Source organism: Candidatus Polarisedimenticolia bacterium (assembly GCA_036004685.1).
In the GTDB taxonomy this organism is placed as follows: domain Bacteria; phylum Acidobacteriota; class Polarisedimenticolia; order Gp22-AA2; family AA152; genus DASYRE01.
Map to the genome: position 1 here is coordinate 152,927 of DASYRE010000031.1, position 23,000 is coordinate 175,926.

The window sequence follows — 23,000 nt, forward strand, 5'->3', positions numbered from 1 at the left end:
GAAGCCGCCAGCGCAACGTGGCGTCGCTTACTGGCCGTCCCGGACACATCGATCTAAGATTCTGCCCTGAAGGACTTTGACGGCCCGAGCCGGCGAAGGCCTAGTGATTCGCACAACCAACTATTCGTAGGCATTCGGCTTGTCCACCGAACGGGTGTCTCGTATCGCCGTGGCGGTGCTGGGCGTGTACGCGCTGCTCGGCGGCGCGATATCGTTCCTCGGCTGGGTCCTGGACTGGCCGGTCCTCGCCGATTGGGACCGGGACGGCATCGCCATCCAGCCCAACACCGCGATCGCCGCCATTTTCGCCGGCGCCGCGCTCCTCCTCCTGTCGCGGGGCCTCCGGCGCCCGGCCGCGCTCCTGGGGGCGCTGACGGCGCTCCTCGGCGCCAGCACGATTTTCCAGTACGTCTTCGGAATCGACCTCGGAATCGACACGCTGCTGATGTTCCACCGGTCCTGGGGCCAGTTGGGCGTCCTGGCGCCCGGGCGGATGGGCCCCTTGGGCGCGATCTCGTGGGCGATCATCGGCTCGACGATCCTGCTCGCCTCGCTGGCCCGGGACCGGGGGCGCCGGTGGGTGCCCTGGCTTGGGCTGCTGACCGCCGCCATCTCCAGTCTCTCTCTGATCGGCTACCTCTATGGAGTGAGCCTCCTCTACACCGTGCCGACCCTGACGATCATCGCCCTGCAGACCGCCACGTTCATCCTGGCCGCCTCGCTGGGACTGGTGGCCAGCGTCCCGGAATCCGGGCTGATGCACCTGCTTTGCCAGGACGGCCCTGCCGGAATCTTGATGCGGCGGGCCCTGCCCGTGGTCATCGGGACGCCGGTCTTGATCGGTTTCGTCAGGGTCCTGGGGGAGCGGGACAAGCTGTACGACTCGGCGTTCGGAAACGCGATTCGGACGCTCTGCGAGATGGTGCTGTTCCTGATTCTCCTGCTGTGGACGAGCGGCGCGATCAGCCGCCACTTCCGGCACCGCCAGCAGGCCGAGGCGACGCTGCGCGACAACGAACGGCGCCTCAGCGCCGATCTGAGCGCCATGACGCGCATGCAGCGCGTGAGCTCGCGGCTGCTCCAATCGACCGATATCTCCTCGCTCCTGCAGGAGATTCTCGACGCGGCCATCGACATCACCGGCGCCGAGAAAGGCAACGTCCAGCTCGACGAGGCGGGAACGTTGAGGATGGCGGCGCAGCGCGGCTTCTCGGCGCCGTTCCTCCAGTACTTCGACGGGATCCGGGAAGGGCTCGCCTGCGGCACGGCGGCCCAGCGCCGCGAGCGCGTGATCGTGGAGGACATCGAAAAAAGCCAGCTCTTCGCGGGGACGCAGGCGCTCGGCATGTTGCTCGGCTCGAACGTGCGGGCCGTCCAATCGACCCCGCTGATCAGCCGATCCGGACAGGTCATGGGGGTATTCTCGACGCATTACGGCGAAGCCGAGCGCCGGCCGGACGAGCGGCAGTTGCGCATGCTGGATCTGCTGGCGCGCCAGGCCGCCGATCTGATCGAGCGCCGGCGGAACGAGACGGAGATTCAGCGCAGCGAGGAGCGCTACCGCTCGCTCGTCTCGGTCATCACCGACGTGCCCTGGACCGCCGACCCCGACGGGTCGCTCGTCACGCCCCAGGCGGCCTGGGAGAAATACACGGGGCAGACCTGGGAGCAGTATCGCGGCTTCGGCTGGACGAACGTCCTGCACCCCGAGGATCGCGAGGGCCTCGTGAAGGCCTGGCGCCAGGCGTGCGAAACACGCAGCCTCTACGCGTCGCACGGCCGCATGTGGCACGCTCCCTCGCGGCGATACTGCCACTTCGTCGTCCGCGCCACCCCCCTCCTGAATGCCGACGGCTCGGTGCGCGAGTGGGTGGGCTCCTACACGGACGTCGAGGAGCGCCAGAGGGCGGAGAAGGCGCTCCAGCTGAGCCAGGAGCAGCTCAGCGCCGAGCTGGCCGCGATGACGCGGCTGCAGGACCTCAGCACCAGGCTCGTCCAGGGCCAGAACCTGCTCGCGCTCCTGCGCGAAATCCTCGCGGCGGCGGCGAGCTTCACCCTGACCGACAAGGGAAACATCCAGTTCTACGATCCGGCCACCGGACGCCTGCGCATCGTCGTGCACCAGGGCCTCGGCCCGCGGCTGCTCGAGCATTTCGCGGAGAACGGATGCGCCGCCACCTGCGGCGCCGCCGTCCGCCAGGCCGACCGGGTCGTCGTCGGGGACGTGGCGGCGGAGCCGAGCCTGCAGGGGACGGTGGACCTGGAGATCATTCTCGAAGACGGCATCCGCGGAATTCAGTCGACCCCGCTGGTCAGCCGGGACGGCCGCCTGCTGGGGATGCTCAACAACCACTACCGCGTCCCGGGTCGGCCCAGCGAGCGCGAGATGCGCTACCTCGATCTGCTGGCGCGGATGGCCGCGGACGTGGTGGAGCGCGCGCAGGCCGAGGAGGCGCTGCGACAAGCCGATCGGCGCAAGGACGAATTCCTGGCCACGCTCGCCCACGAGCTGCGCAATCCGCTCGCGCCGCTGCAGAACGCCGTCGACATCCTCAAGACGAAGGGCCGGATCGATCGGGATCTGGCATGGGCCAGCGACGTCGCCGGACGGCAGGTGCGGGTGATGGCCCGGCTGCTCGAGGATCTGCTGGACGTCAGCCGGATCACGCGCGACCGGCTCGAGCTTCACAAACAGCGGGTCGAGCTGTCCTCGATCCTCCGCGGCGCCCTGGAGATGTGCGGGCCGCTGTTCGAAGGGCTGCATCACGAGCTGAGGCTCGATCTGCCGGAGCAGCCGATCTGGCTCGAGGCCGATCCGGTGCGCCTCGGGCAGGTGTTCGGGAACCTGTTCAACAACGCGTGCAAATACACCGTGCCGAAAGGGCGCGTGTCGGTGAAGGCCGAGGAGCGCGGCGGTGAAGCGGTCATCCGGATCAAGGACACCGGCATCGGCATCCCGCCCGACAAGCTTACGAGCATCTTCGACATCTTCTCGCAGCTGGATCGCTCGCTGGAACGCGCGTACGGCGGCCTGGGGATTGGGCTGCACCTGGTCAAGAGGCTGGTGGAGATGCACGGCGGGACGGTCGAAGCGCGCAGCGACGGGGAGGACGCCGGCAGCGAGTTCATCGTCCGGCTGCCGCTTCCGGTCGAGGGGACCGTGGCGGCCGGCCCGAGCGCCTCGGCGGAGCCCGTCGAGCGGACCCTCGCCGCCGACTCGAGCGGATCGACGGAACGGATTGACGTTCCCGAAACCCCATCGTGGCGCATCCTCGTCGTCGACGACAACCAGGACGCCGCGGAATCGCTCGCGATGCTCCTGGCACACGGCGGGCATGACACCGAAACCGCTCACGACGGCCGCGAGGCGGTCGAGAAAGCCGCGACCTACGACCCCGACATCATCCTGCTCGACATCGGCCTGCCGGGGATGAACGGTTACGACGCCTGCCGGGAGATTCGCCGGCGCGGCTCCGGTCACGAGGCGCCTTTGATGGTCGCGGTCACGGGCTGGGGCCAGGAGGCGGATCGGGAGAAGGCCAAGGAAGCGGGCTTCGACGCACACTTGGTGAAGCCGGTGCTCCACGACAACCTGATGAGCCTCCTCGCCTCGCTGTCGGGCCCGCAGCGCGCCAAGGAGGCCTGAGACTCTTCGGCGGTTCAATCCTTCCTGCCGGCGGCGCTTCAGAAGACCCTGGCGAGCCCGGCTGCTCCCCGCGAGTAGATCGGCTCAGCGGGCCGAATCGGATCGGAAGAAGGCCGCCAGGCGTCGGTTTTCTTCCAGCCGCAGCATTCCCAGGAGTTGGTGGCGACGGCCGCCACGAGATCCTCTTCCAGGAAATCGACGACGCAGGCGTTGGATCCCTTGACCGATCCGCATTCATAGGCGACGAGCCTGCCTTGCGGATCGCGGCGCAGGCGCCACAGCATCCCCTGCATCCAGCTCATCTTCTTCGGTGCGGAACGCTCCCGGAATTCCTGCAGCCGGCGCAGCTGTGCGGAGAGCATCGGTTGTCTCGTCTCGGGGCGCATCAGGACGCCATGATTCAGGGCGGCCCCCAGCCGGACGAGATCTTCGGCCGACGCACGATCAGCACGCTGCCGGAGAAAACGACTTCGCCGCGCCGGGCGACGGCGCCGGAAACGGCGGGCGTCCGGGTGGAGCTCCGCAGCTGGTACAGGAACTGCCGGGCGTTTCGTTCAGCCGGGAGGCTTCGACGGATGCGACGAAACGCATAGCTTCGGCCGGATCGGCCGCGCCCGCGGGCGCGGGCCGGAGTATCATGATCGTGGCTACGGCAAGAGCGCGGACGGCGTTTCTCATGGATTCCAATCTTCCTGAAACCCGATGGACCGGAGCATTGTAATCAAATGAAGATACCGACAATAACCGAGGCTCCCGCGTTCCGTCGCCGAGCGCTTCATGGAAGCGGCGCTCATGGAGCCGAGCGGAGAGGCCGCAGGCGGAGGAGCCTGGCCTTCCTGGCCCTGGCGTTGCTCGCCGCCCTGCCGAGCGCCCAGAAGCTCCACCCGGCCTTCCGGCTCGGGGCGCGCTTGAGCGACCTTCAACCGCTGCTCGCCAAGGATTGCGAGAGCCTCGAACAGCATCATTACACCGGCGGCATGGCGGCTCCGTTCCGCGATCAGGTGCAGGTCGATTGTCATGGCCTGAACGTCCTGGGTGCGCGCCGGAAAGTCGAATTCCTGTTCAACGACGGGCCGTTGGGGCACTTGTGGGTTCTGATCGAGGCGGACGAGCGCCCCAAGATCCGGGAGAAGCTGGAGCGCGTTTTCGGGCCCGTCGTGCACGACACGGAGGATTACAAGGTCTTCGCCGAAGGCCGGGTCGCCCTGCGCAGCGATCCGGCCGAGATCCTCATCGGCAACGAGGCGATGATTGAAAGGCTGACCGGCTATCGAAAGGCCACGAGGCGGTGAAGCCGCGTCTTTTCGATGCCTGCTCGCCGCCGCGTGACGTAGAATTCTCGAGTCAAGCTTCCGCATCCGGACACGATTCGCGCACGCCATCCGGCTGGCTCGGCCGGCAGCGGCGCGGATGCCTCGAAGGAGACGGAGTCCGTACCGAAGGGGCTCACCCTGCGCTTGTTGGGCGCCATGGCCATCTTGATCGCGTATCCCTGTCTGGCCGCCGTAATCGGCGTGGTGTTGATGGGGCTCGGGTGGTGGAAGGGGGCTGCTGGCCGTCTCGCTGGCGGCGGTCGTGAGCCCGGCGCGGGAAGGGACGCGCGCCGGCTTGATTCAAGGCAGGTTTGGACCCCGCGGCCATGAACCGGCCGCGGGTCAACCCGCCAAGATAACGGGATTTCGGAGACGCGGCACGCGTCGAGCATCGTCCGTCATCGAGCCTCGGCGCGCCGCGCCGGGAGCGCGGACGCTGGGAGCTCTCATGAAAGCTGCGATGAACGGTCTTGCGCCGCTGTTGGCCGTCGCGCTCACTTTGACGGCCGCCGCCCAACCGGTGGACACGAAGCAGAGCGCGCCGCCGCCCGCCGCGGCGAAGAGCGCAGGAGATCCGGATCCGCCGGCCGAGATGAAATCGCTCACCAATGCCTTCTCGGGCGAGTGGGCCATTACCGAGACCCACCCGGCGGTCGAGGGCGGCTCGCAAGGTGCCGCCACCGGGAAAGAGGTGTGGCACGCTCTCGCCGGCGGCGTTCCGCTCATCGAGGAATACGAATTGAATGCCGCCGGCGGCACGCTCCGCGACACCGCGGCGATCTGGTGGGATGGCAAGGCGCAGGCGCTCAAGGGTCTTTTCTGCGGGACGTTCAACGACAACGGCTGCTCGAGCATTTCGGTGAAATGGCGCGACGGCGTCGCGGTCATGGAGGGCGACGTCGAGGAAAAGGGGAATGCCTACCATTGGTTCGAGCAGTTCTCCTTCTCCTCTCCCGACGTCTTCACTCAAACGCTGTACATCGGCGAGAAGGGCAAGCCCCCCGAGCTGGTCGCCACGATCGAGGCGCGAAGAATCAAGCGCAGCAAGAGCGGCGGATAGGGGGGCGCCGGACTCGATCCGGATCCGGATCTCACGGGTCGCGGCTGCCGGGCCCTCGAGAGGATGCGAGAAACGCTGGAGAAGCGCATGAAGGTCGCGTTCGGGCTGAAGGCCCATTCGGGCTGGGCCGCTCTCGTCGTCCTCGGAAGGCGCGACGGCGCGATCGAGGTGAGCGACCGGCGCCGCATCGATCTCGTCGAGGAGGAGTGGGCAAAGCAGCCGTATCACGCCGCCGAGGGCTTGAAGCCCGGCGCCGCGCGCGAGATGGTCGGGCGCGGCATCACGGCGGCGAACCGGATGGCGCTGCGCGAGCTGCGCGCGGCGGTGCGGCGCGAGCGAGAGCGCGACAACCGGGTGGAGGCGTGCGGCGTTCTGGTCGGAAACCCTATGCCCGCCTGGAGTGTCGAGGAGATCCTCGCCGTGCACTTTCGCATGCACAAGGCGGAAGGAGTCCTCTTCCGGGACGCGCTGGTGAAAGCGGCGCAGTCCTGTGGCCTGCCGCTCGTGGCGATCGACGAGAAATCGCTGAAGAAGCAGGCCGAGGCGGCTCTCGGACCGGCGGGCAAGGCTCTGATCGGGAGGATCGAGTCACTCGGCCGATCGGTCGGCCCGCCGTGGGGGAAGGACCAGAAGGACGCGGCGCTTTCGGCGCTCATCGCTTTGCAAGGTCGCTCATGACGGTCGCCATGGAGATCGGAAGACGGGCCTGCACGAGGCAGGCGGCAAGGAGATGCCGATGGACGGCGGCGATTACCCTGGCATTCCTGCAGGCCGGCGGCCTCGCGGCGCGCGCGACCGAGCGGGAGAAACCGCGCTATTGCGACGGCGAACGGACAACGGAGCTGCGGAAGGCCGCGGCGTCACCCACGGCGGTCTTCCTGCAGCTCGAGAGCCGCTCGCCGGATCGGAACGCGGCCGGGCGGAGGGTGATGCGCATTCCGCTGGATGATTTCCGAGGGCCGCCGGGCCGGCCCGCCAACCGGGAAGTCACCTCCCTGGAATCCGAATCGGCCGTCGCCTCTTCCGACACCAGGGTCCGAGAGGTCTCCGGCTGGCTCCTGCCGCCCGGGAGCCCCATTCCTCCGGATGCCGATCCGCTGCCGGTCGTCAAGATGGATGATTCGGCTCGACTTTCCCAAAGGGCCGCCGCCTCGAAGAGCATCCGGATTCTTTCCCTGGGCCGGGTCCTCGAGCATGGCGGCGACGCGGATTCCGGGACGATCTCCCCTAAATCGCTGGTCCTGGCCGATCCCGTGATCGCCATCACGCGGCGACGCGGGGACGGCTCGACGGCGGTTCTCATCCTCGCGGACGTCCACCAGGGATGCGAGCACGAGAGGGGATGGTACGCGCTGACGCCGCTGGCGGTCTCCGGAGAGGCCGCGCTTGCCGCTCCGCTGGCCGGTCATCTCCTCTTGTCCGGGTTATGGCTGGAATGAACGACGCCTCGGAGTCGCGATGAGCCCGAGCCCCGCCGGCTATTCCGGCACGCCGCTCGCGAAGAAGCTCGGAATCAAGGAGGGCACGCGCCTCTGCGTCGAGAGCCCGCCCAAAGATTACGAGAAGCTCCTCGCACCCATCCCCGCCGGAGCGACGTTCCAATCCCGGGTCGGACCCACGACCGACATCGTGCATCTGTTCGCGACCTCGAAACCCCGGCTGGCCGGCTCCCTGAAACGCTCCCGGTCCCGCCTGCGGGCCGGCGCGGCCATCTGGGTCTCCTGGCCCAAGAAAGCCTCGAAAGTGCCGACCGACATCACCGAGGACACGATTCGGGAGCTGGCGTTTCCTCTCGGCCTGGTCGACATCAAGGTGTGCGCCGTCGACGAGGTCTGGTCGGGGCTGAAGCTGGTGATCCGCAAGGAGAATCGCTAGGGATGGAGCTTCCCCGCACACTCCTGAAGGCCTCGGGCATCCTCGCGGCGGCGGCGCTCGCCTATCTGATCCTCCTCGCCTTTCCCGAGCCGCTGTTCGCCTGCTCCGTCACCTATTCGAGCCTCACCTTCTACTCCCATTCGCCCCTGCCCGAGAAGACCTCCGCCCTCGCGGCGGCCGTGGCCGAGAGGCTCGCCACGTCCGAGATCTTCGATCCCTCAATCAACCAGCGGGTCTTCGTCGTGGATTGGCCGGCGCTGTGGAATCTGCTCAACGGCCCCTACCGGCGGGCCATAGCGCGCAACGTGGAGCTGCGGAACTCGATTCTCGTCCCGAGCCTCGACGTGGAGTCGGGCGTGATCCGTCATTTCGACGGGCGCGAAAGCGAGGCAGTCGGAATCCTCGTCCACGAGGCGGTCCACACTCTCGTGCAACGTCGCATCGGGGTGCTGCGCGTCTGGCGCCTCGCCTGGTGGCAGAGGGAAGGGTACCCGGAGTACGTCGCCGGAGGAGGGCATGGGCGGCCGGGGGCGCCGGAGCGCTACCGGCAGGCCGCGCGGATCTGGAAACATCTGCTGGAAGATCGGAAGCTGTCGTTCGATCAGGTCATCCGCCTCCCCGCGACGCCCACGCCGGCTCCCGAGAGCTGACCCGCCACCCCGCGACATTTTGTAGAAAACGCTTTCCAGCTTCGCTCTCCATCCCGGTATTCTCGTCCTGGGTCATCCACTTTGCTTTTTTTCGCCTGATGCCCGTGAGACTCGGGCCGTCTCTCTTGTCCGATACCGGTCTGCATCTTGCATAGGTAAGCAAGGCGCTGTGGTTAATGCGCGTTTGCCATGAGGAGGCGCTCATGCGAGCGAAAGAGAGTCTCGAGCGTCAATCGGTCTGGACGGCCACGGTGAAGATGCCGCCCTATCCGCCGCTGAGGCAGAATCTCCGGGCGGACGTCTGCATCGTCGGGGCCGGGATCGCCGGCCTAATGACCGCCTACCTGCTGACGCGCGCCGGAAAGTCGGTGATCGTGCTCGACGACGGAGAGCTTTCGAGCGGCGTGACCCCGATGACGACGGCCCATCTCTCGAACGCGATCGACCGAGGCTACCGCCGCGTCGAGCGAATCCATGGGGAAGACAAGGCCCGGTTCGTCGCGGGCAGCCACACCGCCGCGATCAACCGCATCGAGGCGATTGCCCGAATCGAGGGGATCGACTGCGATTTCGAAAAGCTGGACGGCTACTTGTTCCTCGGTCCCGACGACCAGGAGGAGACCCTCGATCGAGAGCTGCAGGCGGCGCGCCGCGCCGGCCTCAGCGACGTGGAGAAGATCCAGCGCGCGCCGTGGGCGCCGTTCGACTCGGGACCCTGCCTGCGGTTTCCGAACCAGGGCCAATTCCATCCATTGAAGTATCTGAGCGGGCTCGCCGAAGTCATCGAGCGCGAGGGGGGTCGCCTGTTCACGGGCACGCACGCCGACCAGATCGAGGGCGGCTCGCCCGCCCGGATCAAGGCGGCAGGATGCGCCGTCACCGCCGACGCCGTCGTGGTCGCGACGAACACCCCGGTCAACGATCTCGTGGCGATTCACACCAAGCAGGCCCCCTACATGACCTACGTCATCGGCGCCGAAGTGCCGCGCGGCGCCGTCGCGCCGGGCCTCTACTGGGACACCGGGGATCCCTATCACTACGTCCGGCTCCAGAGGATGACGAACGGGCAGCCCGGCGGCGGCGCAGAAGAGCGCCATATCCTCATCGTCGGCGGCGAGGATCACAAAACGGGGCAGGCCGACGACACGGCGGAACGGCACGGCCGGCTGGAGGCCTGGGCCCGCGAGCGCTTCCCGAGGATGGGGCCGGTCGAGTACCGGTGGGGAGGCCAGGTGATGGAAACGATCGACGGCTTGGCGTTCATCGGGCGCAACCCGCTCGACAAGGACAACGTCTACATCGTGACGGGGGATTGCGGGATGGGCATGACCCACGGGACGATCGGCGGAATTCTCCTCACCGATCTGATCCTGAAGCGGGAGAGTCCCTGGACGAAGCTTTACGACCCCTCCCGGGTGACGCTCCTTGGCGCCGGAGAGTTCGCCAAGGAGAACCTCAACGTGGCGGCGCAATACGCCGACTACCTCACCGGCGGCGACGTGGAAGCTGTCCAAGAGATTCCGCCGGGAAGCGGGGCGGTGCTCCGCCGGGGGCTGTCCAAAGTGGCCGTCTACCGGGACGACAAGGGGAACCTGACCGAGCTCTCGGCCGTCTGCCCGCATCTCGGCTGCATCGTCGATTGGAACGACGCCGAGAAGACCTGGGACTGCCCCTGCCACGGCTCGCGCTTCGATCGATGGGGCAAGGTGATCAACGGGCCGGCGAACAACGACCTTTCACGGGCCCCGTCGGATTGATCCCGGGCGGCGGCGCCGCGCCTGAAGGTGGCACGTCGTGAGATACTGGGCGGGATGTCCATGGCCGAAGCAGACGACCAAGGCCCCGGCGACCGCCTTTTTACCGGCCGATGGGGCGTCCACCTTCGAGGCCACCTCCTCCTTTTCGAACGCAGGCCCGGACCCGCCATCCCGAAGCCGACCGGCAACCGTCTTCTACTCCTCGCCGGGGCTCTCGAGCTGTTCCGGATCACCGCGGGCCGGCCGCCTTTACCGGTGCCTCTGTCGATCTTCGTCGCCGCGCTCCTCGGCCTGGCGCTGCTCTCGGTCCGCTTCCTCGCCTCCCTGAAGTTGTCGTCCATCGGATTGCGCCCCTGGCGCGACTGGAGCCCGATCGAAAAGTCGTATTTCGTCCAGCTCTTGATCCTCGCCAACGTCGTTTTTTCAGCGGTTCTGTGGACCCGCCTGCGGGCGCTGCTGGCCTCCTCTTCCTTGCCGGAGATCGTCGCGACGGTCTTAGTCCCCTATCTCCTTTTCGGCTTCTATCAGGAGGTGGTGTATCGAGGGATGATTCAGGCCGAGCTGGTCCGCCGGTGGGGCGCTCTCGCCGGGATTCTCGTCGCCAATCTCCTCTATGCCTTCGGTCCCCTCCACGCCGGCTACTTCTATTCGCGTCCGTCCCTGGCGATCCCGATGCTCGCCTCGATCTTCGCCATCGGTCTCTTCTTCGGCGCGCTGTTCCACCGGTCGGGCAACCTCTGGATCGTGGCGGTCATCCACGGCATCGGCAATGCCTACATGGTAGGGAGCCTGGGAAGGATCGCGTGAGGCGCGGCGCCCGGATCGGCCTCGGGCGGGACCGGGCATCCAGTATGGGCTGGAACGTCGCCAAGTATTGACCCTCGCGGCGAATCTCGTTAGCCTATAGTTCTTGGACATTTGCGTCGACCCTTAGGCCCCGGACCGGCGGCGTCCGGCCTCAAGGTTCGCTCGCGGCCGGATCAGGCGGTCTCAACGTCCCCTATGAGGATTCAACGATGACCCGCGCCGGAAAACGCACCCCCGATTCCGAAAGACAAGTCGCGACCGGCGTCGAAGGACTGGACGACATCCTGGAGGGGGGCCTCACTGCCGATCGGCTGTACCTTCTGGAAGGCCTTCCCGGCTCGGGCAAGACGACGCTGGCGCTGCAGTTCCTCCTGGAAGGGATCCGCCAGGGAGAGCGGGTCCTCTACCTGACCCTTTCGGAGACTGTCACAGAGATCAGGCAGGTGGCGGAGTCCCATGGCTGGTCCCTGGAGGGGATTGCGGTTCGCGAGCTGGTCACTTCGGAGCAGCCGGTCAAGCCCGAAAAACAGTACACGATGTTCCATCCGGCGGAAGTGGAGCTGAGCGCGACCACCAAGGTCATCTTCTCCAGCGTCGAGGAGATCAAGCCCGCCCGGGTCGTCCTCGATTCGCTTTCCGAGCTGCGGCTCCTGGCGGGGACGCCGCTGCGGTACCGCCGCGAGATTCTGGCTCTCAAGCACTTCTTCGCGGGCCGGGGTTGCACCATGCTGATACTGGACGACGTCTCCTTCAAGGACCACGACCTACAGGTCCAGAGCATCGCCCACGCGGTCGTGCAGCTGGAGCAAATGAGCCCCGAATACGGCGCGGAGCGCCGCCGCCTTCGCGTGCTCAAGTTCCGGGGCAGGCATTTCCGCGGCGGGTTTCACGACTTCGTGATCCGGCGAGGAGGGTTGGACGTCTTTCCGCGTCTGGTCGCGTCGGAGCATCGCACTGTCACCGTGCTGAGCCGCCTCCCCAGCGGCGTCGAGGCGCTCGACAAGCTCCTGGGCGGCGGGCTGGAGCGCGGAACCAGCACCCTGATCACGGGAGGCGCCGGGACGGGCAAATCCTCGTTGGCGGCGCAATTCCTGGTCTCGGCAGCCGCACGAGGCCAGCGGTCGGCCTTTTTCATCTTCGACGAATCGACCAACACGCTCGTCACCCGGTGCACCGCCATGGGGATGGACCTCCAGAAGCACATCGACAAGGGCCTCGTCAGGGTCCAGCAAGTCGATCCCGCCGAGTTGTCGCCGGGGGAGTTCGCTCATACGATTCGGCGCGTGGTGACGCTCGACGACGTTTCCATCGTCGTCGTCGACAGCCTCAACGGCTACCTGAACGCGATGCCGGAGGAGCGCTTCCTGGTCATCCAGCTGCACGAGCTCCTGATCTACCTCGGACAGAAGGGGGTCGCCACCCTGCTGATCGGCGCGCACGCGGGCCTGATCGGCGGCCCGATGGTTTCTCCGATCGACGCGAGCTACCTGGCGGACGCCGTCCTGCTGCTGCGATACTTCGAGCTTCGGGGAGAGGTGCACCAGGCGATCTCGGTGATCAAGAAGCGCGGCGGCGCCCACGAGCGGACGATTCGCGAGCTCACGTTGGGCAGCTTGGGGATCCACGTCGGGGAGCCGCTGCGGAATTTCCGGGGGATCCTCACCGGCGTCCCGCAATGGGACATGGAAACCCCGGACCAGGAAAAACCTCGCCATGGAGACTGACCGGGCCGATCTCGAAAGGCGGATTTTGATCCTGGCTCCGACCGGCAAGGACGCCGAGCTTTGTGCCTCCATCCTGGCGGAAGCCGGCATCGCCTGCGTCACGTGCAACGACGCCCTGGACCTGGCTTTTGAGATCGATCGGGGCGTGGGCGCCGTGATCCTCGCCGAAGAGGCGATCGGCGACGGGCGCGAGGAGACGCTGCTCGACGCCGTCGAGCGCCAGCCTCCCTGGTCGGATCCGCCCTTCATGCTCCTGACGCTGGCGGGGTCCGAGTCGCCGGTCGGCGAGCTGGCGCTCGCGACGCTCGGGAACGTGACGCTCATGGAGCGGCCGCTCCGGATCGCCTCGCTCGTCAGCACGGTGCGCTCGGCGCTGCGGGCGCGTGACCGCCAGTACCAGATCCGGGAGCACCTTGTCGAGCGCGACCGGGTCGCGGAGACGTTGCGGGAAGCCGACCGGCGCAAGGACGAGTTCCTGGCGCTTCTGGCCCACGAGCTGCGCAATCCGCTGGCCCCGATCCGCAACTCTCTCCACGTCCTGCGGATATCCCCGCCCAGCGAAGGGCTGTTCGAGCGCGTCAGCGAGATGATGGAGCGCCAGGTCAACCACATGGTGCGATTGGTGGACGATTTGCTCGAGGTGTCCCGGATCACGCGCGGGAAGATCGAGCTGCGCCGGGAGAGCATCGACCTGGCCACCTTGATGCGCTATTCCATCGAGACGAGCCGGCCTCTCATCGAAGCCGCCGGTCACGAGCTGATCCTGGACCTCCCACCGGAGCCGATCCTCCTCGAAGGGGACCCGACGCGCCTTTCGCAGATTCTCGCAAATCTGTTGAACAACGCGGCGAAGTACATGGACCGGGGGGGCAGGATTTGGGTGGGGGCGTCCGTCAAGGGGGGGCAGGTCGTCATCTCGGTACGCGACGCGGGAATCGGCATCCCCGCCGAGGCCCTGCCCCGCATCTTCGAGATGTTCATGCAAGGGGAATCGCATCCCGGCCGGACCCGTGGCGGCTTGGGGATCGGGCTGACGCTGGTCAAGAGGCTCGTCGAGATGCACGACGGCAGCGTCGAGGCGCGCAGCGAGGGAGCGGGAAAAGGCAGCGAGTTCCTGGTCCGCCTGCCGCTCGCCGCCAACCAGCAGCCGCGAACCGGCTCCGGCGACCCCGCGGGCGCGGCGAGCCATCTGCCGTCGACCCGAGTCCTGATCGTCGACGACAACCGCGACTCCGCCGACAGTCTCGGCCTGCTCCTCAAGCTGCGCGGCGTCGACGTCCGGGTCGTCCACGGGGGCGCCGAGGCGCTGGAGTCGATCGAGGCCTACCAACCCGCCATCGTGCTCCTGGACATCGGAATGCCCGGGATGGACGGCTATGAAGTCGCCCGGAAGATTCGGCAGCATCCCGCCGGGCGGTCCATGAAGCTCATCGCCCTCACCGGCTGGGGCCAGGAGCAGGACCGCCGGCGCACCCGGGAAGCCGGGTTCGACCACCATCTCGTCAAGCCGGCCGACGCCGCCGTCCTGGAAGCTCTGTTCAATTCTTTCGAAGTCCCCGCCAGAGCCCGCCGCCTCGAACCCTGACCCCAGTTTGACCCGCGTGGCGATTTAGACCGAAAATCCCGCCGCCTTCGACGAGCCGAGGGAAGCGCGGAGGCCTTTCCATCGAAGCGCCCGGAGCCGACCCTCGGAAAGCGCCGGGTCGCGCGCGCGGAGCCGATCATGACGATCGCGGAAGCCCAACAAGAGATTCGCGCCGCCTATCTGGGCGGCTTCGCCGGCCAGCTCGTCTCCGGCCTTCTCTGGCTGGGCTCGGCGGCGCTGGCGAGCTGGGGGCCGGCGCGCTGGGCGATCCTGCTCCTCGTCGCCGGGGGGTTCTTCATCTTCCCCGCCACCCTCCTGACCCTGCGGCTGATCGGTCACCGGGTCCGCGCCTCGCGCGCCAATCCTCTCAACGCCCTGGCGATGCAGGTCGCCTTCGTCCTGCCCCTGTCGCTTCCCCTGGTGTTCGCGGCCGCGCTACACAAGCTCAATTGGTTCTATCCGGCATTCATGATCGTCCTCGGAGCGCATTACCTCCCCTTCACCTTTCTCTATGGCATGCGGATGTTCATCGCCTTGTGCGGGGCGCTCGTGGGCGCAGGAGTGCTCGTCGGTCTCTATGGATCGGACGCTTTCAGCCCGGGCGCCTGGATCACCGGAGGGATCCTGCTCCTGTTCGCGGCGATCGGCAGGATTCAGGTCGGAAAGGAGCTTGCTTCCGGACCGACATCGGGAGAATCGTGAGGGATGTTTCATGCGCGGACCTCAGGAAGCGAAGCGGGCCGGCCGCGCGCGGCGGGCCGCTGACGCGACCGTGATCCTTCGAGCGAGTCGGATCCTGCCTCAACAGTCCGGAGCCCAGGAGGCCGCGCGCGCCGGAGAAGCGGGGCATCGGAGGAAACCGGCGTGACATGGACCTCGTGGATCCTGTTCACCACGACCGAGACCTTTCTCTGCCTGACGCCCGGCCCCGCCGTCCTGTTCGTCATCTCGCACGGGCTGTCGCGCGGCGGACGAAGCTCCCTGTGGGCGAACGCGGGGATCCTTTCCGGCAATGCCTGTTATTTTCTCCTCTCGGCCTTCGGACTCGGCGCCGTGCTGCTGGCCTCGCACGCCGTATTCACCGGAATCAAGTATGCGGGGGCTGCTTACCTGGTCTATCTGGGGATGAGGACGTTCCGCGGCGCCGGACTGGCCGTCGCGCCCGTTACGGTCGAGCGGCCCGCGCAGCCAGGCTGGCGGACCCTGACGCGCGGCTTCGCGATTCAGGCCGCCAACCCCAAGGCGCTGATTTTCTTCGCGGCCCTGCTCCCGCAGTTCATCAACCCGAAGGCGCCGGTGGCGGTCCAGGTGGCCATCCTGGGTATCACCTCGGTGGTCATCGAATTCGCCGTCCTGGCGGGCTACGGCTTCCTCGCCGGCCGCGCCGCCCGAGCCGCGCGGCGATCCCGCTTCATCATCGCGACGAACCGCGCCAGCGGCGCGATGTTAGTCATCGCCGGCGGCAGCCTGGCCCTGACGGCAAACCGCTGACGGCGCTTCCCAGCGTGCGATTCGCGTTCCTCGGTCGAGAGGCGCGGGTCACCACGCGAAGTGCCGCAATCACTCCATCTACATCTCTAAGCGCGTCGCCGGCCGGAACAAAGCTCTTCGCGACCGGCGCCGCGCCGTAACGGGCCGGACCAGGTCCGGCTCCCCGGCGCGCGCCGGAACTTGAGCTACACTAAGCCGCTTTGCCGTCTCCGAATGAACTCAAACACGGAGGTTGGTCATGGAGCGTTGGCTCGGTAGGTACTCGGAAGTGCTCTACGCGGTCACGCGCGCGGTGCTCGGGTTCCTCTTCGCCTGCCACGGGGCCCAGAAGCTGCTGGGGAAGTTCGGCGGGCAGGGCTGGCCTTCCGAGCCGATGATGCTTATCGCCGGGATCATCGAGCTGGGCGGCGGAATCCTCGTCGCCATCGGCCTGTGGGCCGGATTCGCCGCCTTCCTCGCGAGCGGCCTGATGGCGTTCGCCTACTTCATGGCGCACGCCAAGGGCGGATTCTGGCCCATCCTGAACCGCGGCGAGCTGGCGGTCGTCTACTGCTTCATCTTTCTGTATATTGCCTCGAAGGGCTCGGGACGCTACAGCGTCGAGGGCCTGATGCGCGGCCGGCGTCTCTGACGCCGCCCCTTCGGGCTCCGATCTCTTCACTTCAACTTTTCGCCCAAAGGAGCTTCCATGGCCAGTCGAAACCAGCTTTCCCCGGTCCGGAAGAGCGCTCCCTCCAAAGAGCGCGAGGCGCTGATCAACGATCTGAACGAAGATCTGGCGAGAGAGTACCAGGCCATCATCGCCTACGTCGTGTATTCCCAGGTCCTCAAAGGCGCCGCCTACATGTCGATCGCCGAGGAGCTGGAGACTCATGCGAAGGAAGAGCTGGAGCATGCGCTCCGCATCTCGAAGCAGATCGACTATCTGGGCGGCGTGCCCACGGTCGTGCCGAAAGCGGTGAAAGTGTCGGACGACCCGAAGACGCTGCTCCAGTTCGACCTGGAGAACGAGACCGAGACGATTGGGCAGTACCGCCGGCGGGTGCGCCAGTGCGAGGCACTCGGCGAGTTCGCCATGGCGGAGCACATCCGCGAGATCCTGCAGCAGGAGCAGGAGCACCAGATCGATCTGGCGACCGCGCTGGGCGTGAACGTGCCCCACAGCGGGGACTAGGGTCGGGAGGTTCGCAAGCAAAGCGCAACGCGGCCAGCCGGGAGCCGCGACAGGGGGGGCCGGGATGGAGTACACGGAACCGGAGAAGTCCGAGTTCAAGGAGGAATTCAAGAGGCGGCGGAGCCGGCAGATCTTCATCGCCGTGCCGCTGATCGCGATGATTCTCCTGTTCGCCGTTCTCCGCGGGCGGAAGGTGGAAATCCCCGGAGTGCCGATTTCCGTCCTCGGCCCCCTGTTCCTGGCTCTGGTCGTCGCGGCCCTCGTCTATTCCTTGTACAACTGGCGATGTCCCGCCTGCAACCGGTATCTCGGCCGCGACCTCAGCCCGCGCTTCTGCAACAAATGCGGCGTCAACCTGCGGTGACTCGACCGCGTACCCTCATCCCAGCCCCTGGCGCTCCCAGGCCTCCTGGATGGCGCGCTCCCGGCGCCGCTTGGCGATCCGTCCCAGCAAGACCAAGAGAGTGATTCCGGCCCAGAGCACGCCGGTGCTCGTGACTGCCGGGACCCAGCGATAGGCGAAGTTCACCTGGTCGCGCCATCCCGCTTCCATCTCCCCCAGGCTCCTCCCCGCTCCCTTGCGGAAGGCTTCGGCGAATCCCGCCCCGGCCGCCGACTCCGCCAGGATCCGGCGGACCGCGCCGGGACGCTCGCGCTCGACGTAGGCGATGAAGCTGAACGACTGAGCATAGGCGGCCCGGGCCCCCGACTCCCCCGGCGGGAAATCGCCGGAGAGCTCGTCCAGGCGCGGCGACGGCCCGACGAGAAGTGTGGTGCTGAGAGCGAACACGTCGCGCAGGCTCCAGCGCCGCGACTCCATGACCGCCACCCCTTCGTTGAACCAGCGCGGCAAGGGGCCCGACCGAGGCGGAAGCGAGTTCATCAGGACGTGCGTCAGCTCATGGCCGAACAGGGAGAGCAGATCTTCGAACGGATAGGTCGCGACCAGATCGCCGCGCAGGTTGACTTCGGACGAACCTCCCGGAACGAAGCCCACGGCCCATCCCGGCGGCCCCTGATCTTCTCCCCGCGCGGAGCGCGCCGGCGGGAGAATCCGGACGAGGATGCTCTCGGGGGCCCGGAGTCCGAGGTCGCGCTCGAGATCGGATAGGATTTCCGGGGCCTGTTCGGAGAGGATTCGCGCTTCGGTGCCGTTCCCCTTCTGGTAGAGGATCCGGAACGGCGGGCGGCTCATGGCGAGCCACTCGCCGGCCGGAACGGGCGCGCCCGACAGCGCCACCGTCAGGATCATCGCCGAAAGGATCGCGAGAATCTTTCGCTGCCTCCTGGGCATCGCTCTGAGAATCCTCCGCCGCATTCCGGTCACCGCTTCCTCTGGGAGAGACCGACCACGCTAGAATAGCGAAACCTGCTCCGGCAGGCTTGGGGACCTTCCGATGAGAACCGGCTCGCGCCTCCGATCCTTCCTGGGGATCTTTCTGGCCGCGGCGGCGGCGTTCGCCGTCGCGCTGATACCGGCCTGGATCATCCAGCCCTTCGCGCCGCAGACGGCCCGCGGGCTGGAGATCGCCTTCCTGGTGAAGAAGTGGGGCAAGCTCGCCGCGCCGCTTCTGGCGCTGGCGGCTCTGCTCATCGCCATCCGCCTATGGAGAGCCTCTCCCGGATGGTGGCGCAGGCCGATCCTCGTGATCCTGGTGGCGCTCGCGTTCGTCTCGGCCTGGTTCGCGTGGCAGAACCACTTCGAGTGGCTCTTCCACTCCCTTCCCCAAGCCGGCTTCGCCCGCGCCCAGGAGGCCGGTTTCGTGGAGCCGGGCGACATGGTCCTCTCCGTGGCAATCGGCCAGGACGCCGCGGCCTATCCGGTGCGCCAGCTGGCCTACCACCACCTGGTCGCCGACGCCGTCGGCGGCGTCCCTCTCGTCGCCACCTATTGAACGCTCTGCCACACCGGTCTGGTGTGGGAGACGACGGTGGATGGTCGGGCGCTTCATTTCCACCTCTCCGGCATCAACAACCAGAACTTCATCATGCGGGACGAGGAGACCGGCTCCTGGTGGCAGCAGGTCTCGGGAAAGGCGATCGCCGGACCGCTGAGAGGGCGGCGGCTCAAGCCGGTCCCTTTCGACGAGTCGAGCTTCGCGACCTGGAAGCGGGAGCACCCCGGCGGGAGGGTGCTCCGCAAGGAGACGGCCTTCGCCCGGCAGTACGCGCCGGCCGATTGGGAAAAGGAGATCGCGGCGCTTCCCGTGGTGACTCGCGCCAAGCCCGGCGAGCCCCTGCCGCCGCGCGCCTTGATCTTCGGCCTATCCGCCGGCGGCGAATCCCGCGCCTACCCGCGCGAGCGGCTCGCTCCGGAAGGGCCGATCAACGATCGACTCGGAGGGGTCCCGGTGCTGGTCGTGTTGGGCGAGGATGGCAAGACGGTGCGGGCCTTCGAGCGGCGCATCGGCGGCCGGACCCTGGAGCTGTTCCTCAGGCCCGCGCCGGAGCCCTGGGGGTTGGTCGACGCGCAGACCGCCAGCACCTGGGATTTCACCGGCCGCGCGGTCGCGGGCCCGCTGGCGGGCGAACGGCTACCACCCGTTCGGGCCCTGCCCGACTACTGGTTCGACTGGAAGACCTACCACCCGGACACCAGCGTCTACTCCGCCGGACTCCCCGCCGCTCCACGCTAGGCCGTTTCGCCATCGGTCGTGTTTTCTCCGCAGCGGTAGGTGGTTACTCCTCCTGCGACGCGAGTTTTGAAGAGTCGAAATCGTGTCCTTTCTTCCAAACCCCCCAGGCGATACGAGCGAGCTTGTTGGCGAGGGCCACGGCGGCTTTATTGTGGCCTCGCCGGCTTTGGATACCCAGCGCCCAGGCCTGCAGGCGGCCGAAGGCGGCGGCGCATTGGGCATGCCACAGAATGGACCGAGCGCCGTGAATGAGCAGCATGCGGAGATAGGAATCGCCGCGCTTGCTGATGGCGCCAAGGCGACGGTGCAGACCGCTGGAGGATTCCCGGGGAATGAGGCCAAGATAGCTGGCGAAGTGACGACTGGTCGGAAAGCGCTGGACGACGCCGACGAAGGCGACCAGGGCGGTGGCGGTGAGCAGGCCGACCGCGGGAATGGTTCGCAGCCACGCGACCACCGGCGTCTATTCAGCGAGGGCTTCGAGATCGGCTAAAATGGTGCGGATTTTTCGGCCTTTTGACGTGGAAATGTCAGCCGAGCCATGCCCTTGGACCGCGAGCGCATCGTTTTACTCCGGCGCCGGGCAGCTCATCACGATGGAGAAGTGACATGGTCAAGCAAGCAAAGAACACGATTTGTCTTTGGTACGATGGCGACGCCGAGGACGCGGCGCGGTTTTACACCTTTCCCGATTCGTCCGTTGGCGCGGTGCACCGCGCGCCGGGAGACTTTCCGTCCGGGAAGAAGGGGGACGTGTTGACGGTTGAGTTTACCGTGATGGGAATTCCCTGCCTCGGGCTGAACGGCGGACCCGAGTTCACGCACAACGAAGCGTTCTCGTTTCAGGTCGCAACCGCTGACCAGGCCGAAACTGATCGTTACTGGAACGCGATCGTCGGCAATGGGGGCCAAGAGAGTGCATGCGGCTGGTGCAAGGACAAATGGGGATTGTCCTGGCAGATTACGCCGATCGCTCTGACCAAAGCGATAACCGATTCCGATCCCGCTGCCGCCAAGCGCGCGTTCGATGCGATGATGGAGATGAGAAAGATCGACATCGCTGCAATCGAGGCGGCGCGCCGCGGTTGAAGGCGCAATCTTCGAAGTCGCATGCCCTTCGTCCGGCTGGGGAATTCATGATGATGCCTTATCTCGCCCTCGCCGTGCTTTCTTCATTAACCGCGAAGGAACTGTTGGACCGGTCGATCGCCTACCACGATCCCCACGGGAGTTGGGAGCGAGGGGCATTCGAGGTTACTGAGCTTGCAAGCCAACCGGACGGAACGGCCCATCGCAACGTTTTTCGGTTCGACAACGCCCGGAACCGGTTCGAGTTGGAGAGCTCTGTCGACGGCCGCGTTCTCAACCTCGTGGTGGAGAATGACGACGCAGTCGCGCGCGTTGATGGGGAGGCGCATTTGTCCGCCGATGAACTCGAGCGCTATCGATTGAAGCCCGCCCAGGTCTTGTCGAGGCGTAACAGGGATCTGTACCTCTGGGGCCTACCGATGAAGCTCAGAGACCCCGGCACCCGACTGGACCCACGAGTGAAGGAGACGCATTTCGGGGGAAGAGCCGTCTACCAACTTCGCGTCACTTACGACGCAGGCGTCGGCAGCGATACGTGGTATTTCTTCCTGGATCGTGAAACGTACGCGCTTGTCGGCCATCGTTATCATCATGACGAATCAGCAGGGGACGGCGAGTACGCCGTATTGAGCGGGGAGATCGCGGGCCTGGACCTCCGGCTTCCACGAGTGAGACAATGGTATACAAACAAGGACGACAAGGCGGTCATCACACATACGATTCTGTCCATCGTCGCGCCCTGAATGCGGTGCTCCAAGGAGTGGGCCGGATGACAACCGACTGAAGCTGGCGGCGCGCGGGAGGCCCGTGGTGACTTGGACTCCGAATTCGCGCGCCGCAGCTTAACCACGTTGTGGATTCAACCGGAGGCGGCTCCGAGCAGTGCTGCTAGCCGTCGCACTCGACGTCGGGACGAAACGATGGCAAACCATGATTCTCACGTAACGATCCACATGGCTGCGAGCCTCGACGGCTTCATCGCTCGAAAGGACGGGCGCGTCGACTGGCTCGAAACCTCAGACGAATTCGTAGGGGGGGACGCCATGGACCCAGGATTCGTCGAGGCGTTCCTCAAGACGATCGACTGCTACGTCATGGGTTCGCGAACCTATGAGACCGCGCTTCGTTTTGAAGCCCAGGGGTTGGGGTGGTCGTACGGCGACAAACCCACCTTCGTCCTCACTAGTCGCGAACTACCACGGACCCGGGATACTGTCGAGTTCCATTCAGGCGATCTCGCGCAGTTCGTGAATGGGCGCCTACGGCCCGCGTTCCGTACCATCTGGTTTGTTGGAGGGGGTGTGGTCTCCGCCGAATGCCTTCGTCTCGGCCTAGCCGACGAAGTTCGCTATTCGATTCTGCCGATCTTGATTGGTGATGGGATCCCATTCTTCGATAGGCTCGACAGAGACATCGCCCTCCATCTGGCGGAGGTCAAAGCCTACAACAGCGGCATGGTGGAGCTTCGTTACGAGGTGCGAGGACATCGCGGCGAGTCACGCAACGCCACCTAACGGCATGCAGCGGACGGCGCTGCGCGCCGCCGCTGATGCTCAACGTTATGTGGGCTCAACATCCATTCGCATTCATGAAGCCTGAGTTAGGAGGAACACCATGCTCGTTGAAGCACAGGTAACCATCAACGGATCCAAGGCGGCGATCTGGGCCGCAATCACCAACATCGAGAACGCCTCGGAAACCATCACCGGAATCGAAAGAATCGAGGTTCTCGAAAAACCGGCAAACGGGCTCGTGGGACTAAAGTGGCGAGAGACCCGAACGCTATTCGGCAAGCCGGCTACCGCGGAAAAGTGGATCACTGATGCTGTTGAGAACGAGTTCTACAAAACCAGAGCAGAAGATAATGGATTTGTATTCTTATCCACCATTAGTATTTCAGAGAGCCGTGGCGGCATTACATTGACTAGTTCTCATGATTCCAAGCCTCAAGGTGTCGTTGCAAGATTAATGTCGATCCCAATGGGGATTCTGTTCAAGGGCGTGGCGAAAAAGGCCCTCCTGCAAGACCTAAACGATATTAAGTCCGCAGTTGAACAGGAATGATCGATTGCGGCCTAACACTTATGAGGCCCCCGGTCGTCAATAGGCACACGTCTCCTGGGTTGATTCTGCCTTTTCTTTTCGATGCCGCCGTTGTTTCTTCTCGGTCTCGGGCTTCGTGGGTGTTCTGGG

Annotated in this window: 23 protein-coding genes and 1 pseudogene; 21 read left to right on the forward strand and 3 right to left on the reverse strand. The window is 66.1% G+C overall.

What is annotated here, in order from left to right; genetic code table 11:
• The first annotated feature begins 139 nt into the window (after positions 1-139).
• Positions 140-3,646, forward strand: a complete 3,507-nt coding sequence (locus tag VGR67_07590) for a GAF domain-containing protein (GenBank protein HEV8336259.1) — start codon at positions 140-142, stop codon at positions 3,644-3,646.
• 38 nt (positions 3,647-3,684) lie between these two features.
• On the opposite strand, the gene VGR67_07595 is transcribed toward VGR67_07590, so the two are convergent.
• Positions 3,685-4,008, reverse strand: coding sequence for a hypothetical protein (locus VGR67_07595; GenBank protein HEV8336260.1), 324 nt, complete (start codon positions 4,006-4,008; stop codon positions 3,685-3,687).
• Between the two features lie 363 nt (positions 4,009-4,371).
• Here VGR67_07595 and VGR67_07600 point away from each other — a divergent pair, with 363 nt between their 5' ends.
• From VGR67_07600 to VGR67_07670, 15 genes are all read left to right on the forward strand, one after another.
• A complete protein-coding gene (locus tag VGR67_07600) occupies positions 4,372-4,938 on the forward strand; it encodes a hypothetical protein (GenBank protein ID HEV8336261.1) in 567 nt (188 codons plus the stop codon).
• A gap of 469 nt (positions 4,939-5,407) precedes the next feature.
• The gene (locus tag VGR67_07605; GenBank protein ID HEV8336262.1) at positions 5,408-6,019 is read left to right on the forward strand and encodes a hypothetical protein; all 612 of its coding nucleotides are present in this window, start codon (positions 5,408-5,410) and stop codon (positions 6,017-6,019) included.
• Between the two features lie 87 nt (positions 6,020-6,106).
• Positions 6,107-6,697, forward strand: coding sequence for a hypothetical protein (locus VGR67_07610; protein HEV8336263.1), 591 nt, complete (start codon positions 6,107-6,109; stop codon positions 6,695-6,697).
• Complete coding sequence (locus VGR67_07615; GenBank protein HEV8336264.1) at positions 6,694-7,458, forward strand: hypothetical protein; 765 nt, start codon at positions 6,694-6,696, stop codon at positions 7,456-7,458. Before VGR67_07610 ends, VGR67_07615 begins: the two co-directional genes overlap by 4 nt.
• A 19-nt stretch (positions 7,459-7,477) precedes the next feature.
• Positions 7,478-7,894, forward strand: a complete 417-nt coding sequence (locus VGR67_07620; protein ID HEV8336265.1) for a DUF3052 domain-containing protein — start codon at positions 7,478-7,480, stop codon at positions 7,892-7,894.
• A 2-nt stretch (positions 7,895-7,896) separates the two neighbouring features.
• Entirely contained in the window at positions 7,897-8,544 is a 648-nt protein-coding gene (locus VGR67_07625; GenBank protein HEV8336266.1) for a hypothetical protein, read from the forward strand.
• 203 nt (positions 8,545-8,747) lie between these two features.
• A complete protein-coding gene (locus tag VGR67_07630) occupies positions 8,748-10,301 on the forward strand; it encodes an FAD-dependent oxidoreductase (GenBank protein HEV8336267.1) in 1,554 nt (517 codons plus the stop codon).
• 60 nt (positions 10,302-10,361) lie between these two features.
• Positions 10,362-11,108, forward strand: a complete 747-nt coding sequence (locus VGR67_07635; GenBank protein HEV8336268.1) for a CPBP family intramembrane glutamic endopeptidase — start codon at positions 10,362-10,364, stop codon at positions 11,106-11,108.
• A gap of 209 nt (positions 11,109-11,317) precedes the next feature.
• On the forward strand, positions 11,318-12,832 hold the full coding sequence (locus tag VGR67_07640; GenBank protein ID HEV8336269.1) for an ATPase domain-containing protein: 1,515 nt from the start codon (positions 11,318-11,320) through the stop codon (positions 12,830-12,832).
• On the forward strand, positions 12,822-14,417 hold the full coding sequence (locus VGR67_07645; protein HEV8336270.1) for an ATP-binding protein: 1,596 nt from the start codon (positions 12,822-12,824) through the stop codon (positions 14,415-14,417). The genes VGR67_07640 and VGR67_07645 overlap by 11 nt, the downstream gene beginning before the upstream one ends.
• Positions 14,418-14,555: 138 nt before the next feature.
• Positions 14,556-15,119, forward strand: a complete 564-nt coding sequence (locus VGR67_07650; GenBank protein ID HEV8336271.1) for a hypothetical protein — start codon at positions 14,556-14,558, stop codon at positions 15,117-15,119.
• Positions 15,120-15,281: 162 nt separating this feature from the next.
• Positions 15,282-15,908: a LysE family translocator gene (locus VGR67_07655; GenBank protein ID HEV8336272.1), complete on the forward strand. Its 627-nt coding sequence runs from the start codon at positions 15,282-15,284 to the stop codon at positions 15,906-15,908.
• A 238-nt stretch (positions 15,909-16,146) separates the two neighbouring features.
• Positions 16,147-16,539 (forward strand): DoxX family protein, encoded by a 393-nt coding sequence (locus VGR67_07660; protein HEV8336273.1) that lies wholly within the window; start codon positions 16,147-16,149, stop codon positions 16,537-16,539.
• A 57-nt stretch (positions 16,540-16,596) separates the two neighbouring features.
• Positions 16,597-17,082 (forward strand): ferritin-like domain-containing protein, encoded by a 486-nt coding sequence (locus VGR67_07665; GenBank protein HEV8336274.1) that lies wholly within the window; start codon positions 16,597-16,599, stop codon positions 17,080-17,082.
• 64 nt (positions 17,083-17,146) lie between these two features.
• Complete coding sequence (locus tag VGR67_07670; protein HEV8336275.1) at positions 17,147-17,446, forward strand: hypothetical protein; 300 nt, start codon at positions 17,147-17,149, stop codon at positions 17,444-17,446.
• A 15-nt stretch (positions 17,447-17,461) separates the two neighbouring features.
• Here VGR67_07670 and VGR67_07675 read toward each other — a convergent pair whose 3' ends face one another.
• Positions 17,462-18,376 (reverse strand): hypothetical protein, encoded by a 915-nt coding sequence (locus VGR67_07675; protein HEV8336276.1) that lies wholly within the window; start codon positions 18,374-18,376, stop codon positions 17,462-17,464.
• A 103-nt stretch (positions 18,377-18,479) separates the two neighbouring features.
• Between VGR67_07675 and VGR67_07680 the strand changes: the two genes are divergently transcribed.
• Positions 18,480-19,718: a DUF3179 domain-containing (seleno)protein gene (locus VGR67_07680; protein ID HEV8336277.1), complete on the forward strand. Its 1,239-nt coding sequence runs from the start codon at positions 18,480-18,482 to the stop codon at positions 19,716-19,718.
• 43 nt (positions 19,719-19,761) lie between these two features.
• On the opposite strand, the pseudogene VGR67_07685 reads toward VGR67_07680, so the two are convergent.
• A pseudogene (locus VGR67_07685) lies at positions 19,762-20,160 on the reverse strand (transposase).
• Positions 20,161-20,327: 167 nt separating this feature from the next.
• On the opposite strand from VGR67_07685, the gene VGR67_07690 reads away from it, so the two are divergent.
• From VGR67_07690 to VGR67_07705, 4 genes are all read left to right on the forward strand, one after another.
• On the forward strand, positions 20,328-20,807 hold the full coding sequence (locus VGR67_07690) for a VOC family protein (GenBank protein HEV8336278.1): 480 nt from the start codon (positions 20,328-20,330) through the stop codon (positions 20,805-20,807).
• A 50-nt stretch (positions 20,808-20,857) separates the two neighbouring features.
• Positions 20,858-21,550, forward strand: a complete 693-nt coding sequence (locus VGR67_07695; GenBank protein ID HEV8336279.1) for a DUF6503 family protein — start codon at positions 20,858-20,860, stop codon at positions 21,548-21,550.
• 177 nt (positions 21,551-21,727) lie between these two features.
• Positions 21,728-22,321, forward strand: coding sequence for a dihydrofolate reductase family protein (locus tag VGR67_07700; GenBank protein HEV8336280.1), 594 nt, complete (start codon positions 21,728-21,730; stop codon positions 22,319-22,321).
• 100 nt (positions 22,322-22,421) lie between these two features.
• Positions 22,422-22,871: a hypothetical protein gene (locus VGR67_07705; GenBank protein ID HEV8336281.1), complete on the forward strand. Its 450-nt coding sequence runs from the start codon at positions 22,422-22,424 to the stop codon at positions 22,869-22,871.
• Positions 22,872-23,000 lie beyond the last annotated feature (129 nt).

What these genes read in the sequence shown, in the direction of transcription:
- VGR67_07595 (HEV8336260.1), bottom strand. Translation starts at nt 4,008, where the DNA reads ATGCTCTCCGCACAGCTGCGCCGGCTGCAGGAATTCCGGGAGCGTTCC.
- VGR67_07620 (HEV8336265.1), top strand. Translation starts at nt 7,478, where the DNA reads ATGAGCCCGAGCCCCGCCGGCTATTCCGGCACGCCGCTCGCGAAGAAG.
- VGR67_07610 (HEV8336263.1), top strand. Translation starts at nt 6,107, where the DNA reads ATGAAGGTCGCGTTCGGGCTGAAGGCCCATTCGGGCTGGGCCGCTCTC.
- VGR67_07700 (HEV8336280.1), top strand. Translation starts at nt 21,728, where the DNA reads ATGGCAAACCATGATTCTCACGTAACGATCCACATGGCTGCGAGCCTC.
- VGR67_07605 (HEV8336262.1), top strand. Translation starts at nt 5,408, where the DNA reads ATGAAAGCTGCGATGAACGGTCTTGCGCCGCTGTTGGCCGTCGCGCTC.
- VGR67_07660 (HEV8336273.1), top strand. Translation starts at nt 16,147, where the DNA reads ATGGAGCGTTGGCTCGGTAGGTACTCGGAAGTGCTCTACGCGGTCACG.
- VGR67_07600 (HEV8336261.1), top strand. Translation starts at nt 4,372, where the DNA reads ATGAAGATACCGACAATAACCGAGGCTCCCGCGTTCCGTCGCCGAGCG.
- VGR67_07645 (HEV8336270.1), top strand. Translation starts at nt 12,822, where the DNA reads ATGGAGACTGACCGGGCCGATCTCGAAAGGCGGATTTTGATCCTGGCT.
- VGR67_07635 (HEV8336268.1), top strand. Translation starts at nt 10,362, where the DNA reads ATGGCCGAAGCAGACGACCAAGGCCCCGGCGACCGCCTTTTTACCGGC.
- VGR67_07615 (HEV8336264.1), top strand. Translation starts at nt 6,694, where the DNA reads ATGACGGTCGCCATGGAGATCGGAAGACGGGCCTGCACGAGGCAGGCG.
- VGR67_07650 (HEV8336271.1), top strand. Translation starts at nt 14,556, where the DNA reads ATGACGATCGCGGAAGCCCAACAAGAGATTCGCGCCGCCTATCTGGGC.
- VGR67_07675 (HEV8336276.1), bottom strand. Translation starts at nt 18,376, where the DNA reads ATGCCCAGGAGGCAGCGAAAGATTCTCGCGATCCTTTCGGCGATGATC.
- VGR67_07625 (HEV8336266.1), top strand. Translation starts at nt 7,897, where the DNA reads ATGGAGCTTCCCCGCACACTCCTGAAGGCCTCGGGCATCCTCGCGGCG.
- VGR67_07690 (HEV8336278.1), top strand. Translation starts at nt 20,328, where the DNA reads ATGGTCAAGCAAGCAAAGAACACGATTTGTCTTTGGTACGATGGCGAC.
- VGR67_07640 (HEV8336269.1), top strand. Translation starts at nt 11,318, where the DNA reads ATGACCCGCGCCGGAAAACGCACCCCCGATTCCGAAAGACAAGTCGCG.
- VGR67_07670 (HEV8336275.1), top strand. Translation starts at nt 17,147, where the DNA reads ATGGAGTACACGGAACCGGAGAAGTCCGAGTTCAAGGAGGAATTCAAG.
- VGR67_07630 (HEV8336267.1), top strand. Translation starts at nt 8,748, where the DNA reads ATGCGAGCGAAAGAGAGTCTCGAGCGTCAATCGGTCTGGACGGCCACG.
- VGR67_07665 (HEV8336274.1), top strand. Translation starts at nt 16,597, where the DNA reads ATGGCCAGTCGAAACCAGCTTTCCCCGGTCCGGAAGAGCGCTCCCTCC.
- VGR67_07705 (HEV8336281.1), top strand. Translation starts at nt 22,422, where the DNA reads ATGCTCGTTGAAGCACAGGTAACCATCAACGGATCCAAGGCGGCGATC.
- VGR67_07695 (HEV8336279.1), top strand. Translation starts at nt 20,858, where the DNA reads ATGATGCCTTATCTCGCCCTCGCCGTGCTTTCTTCATTAACCGCGAAG.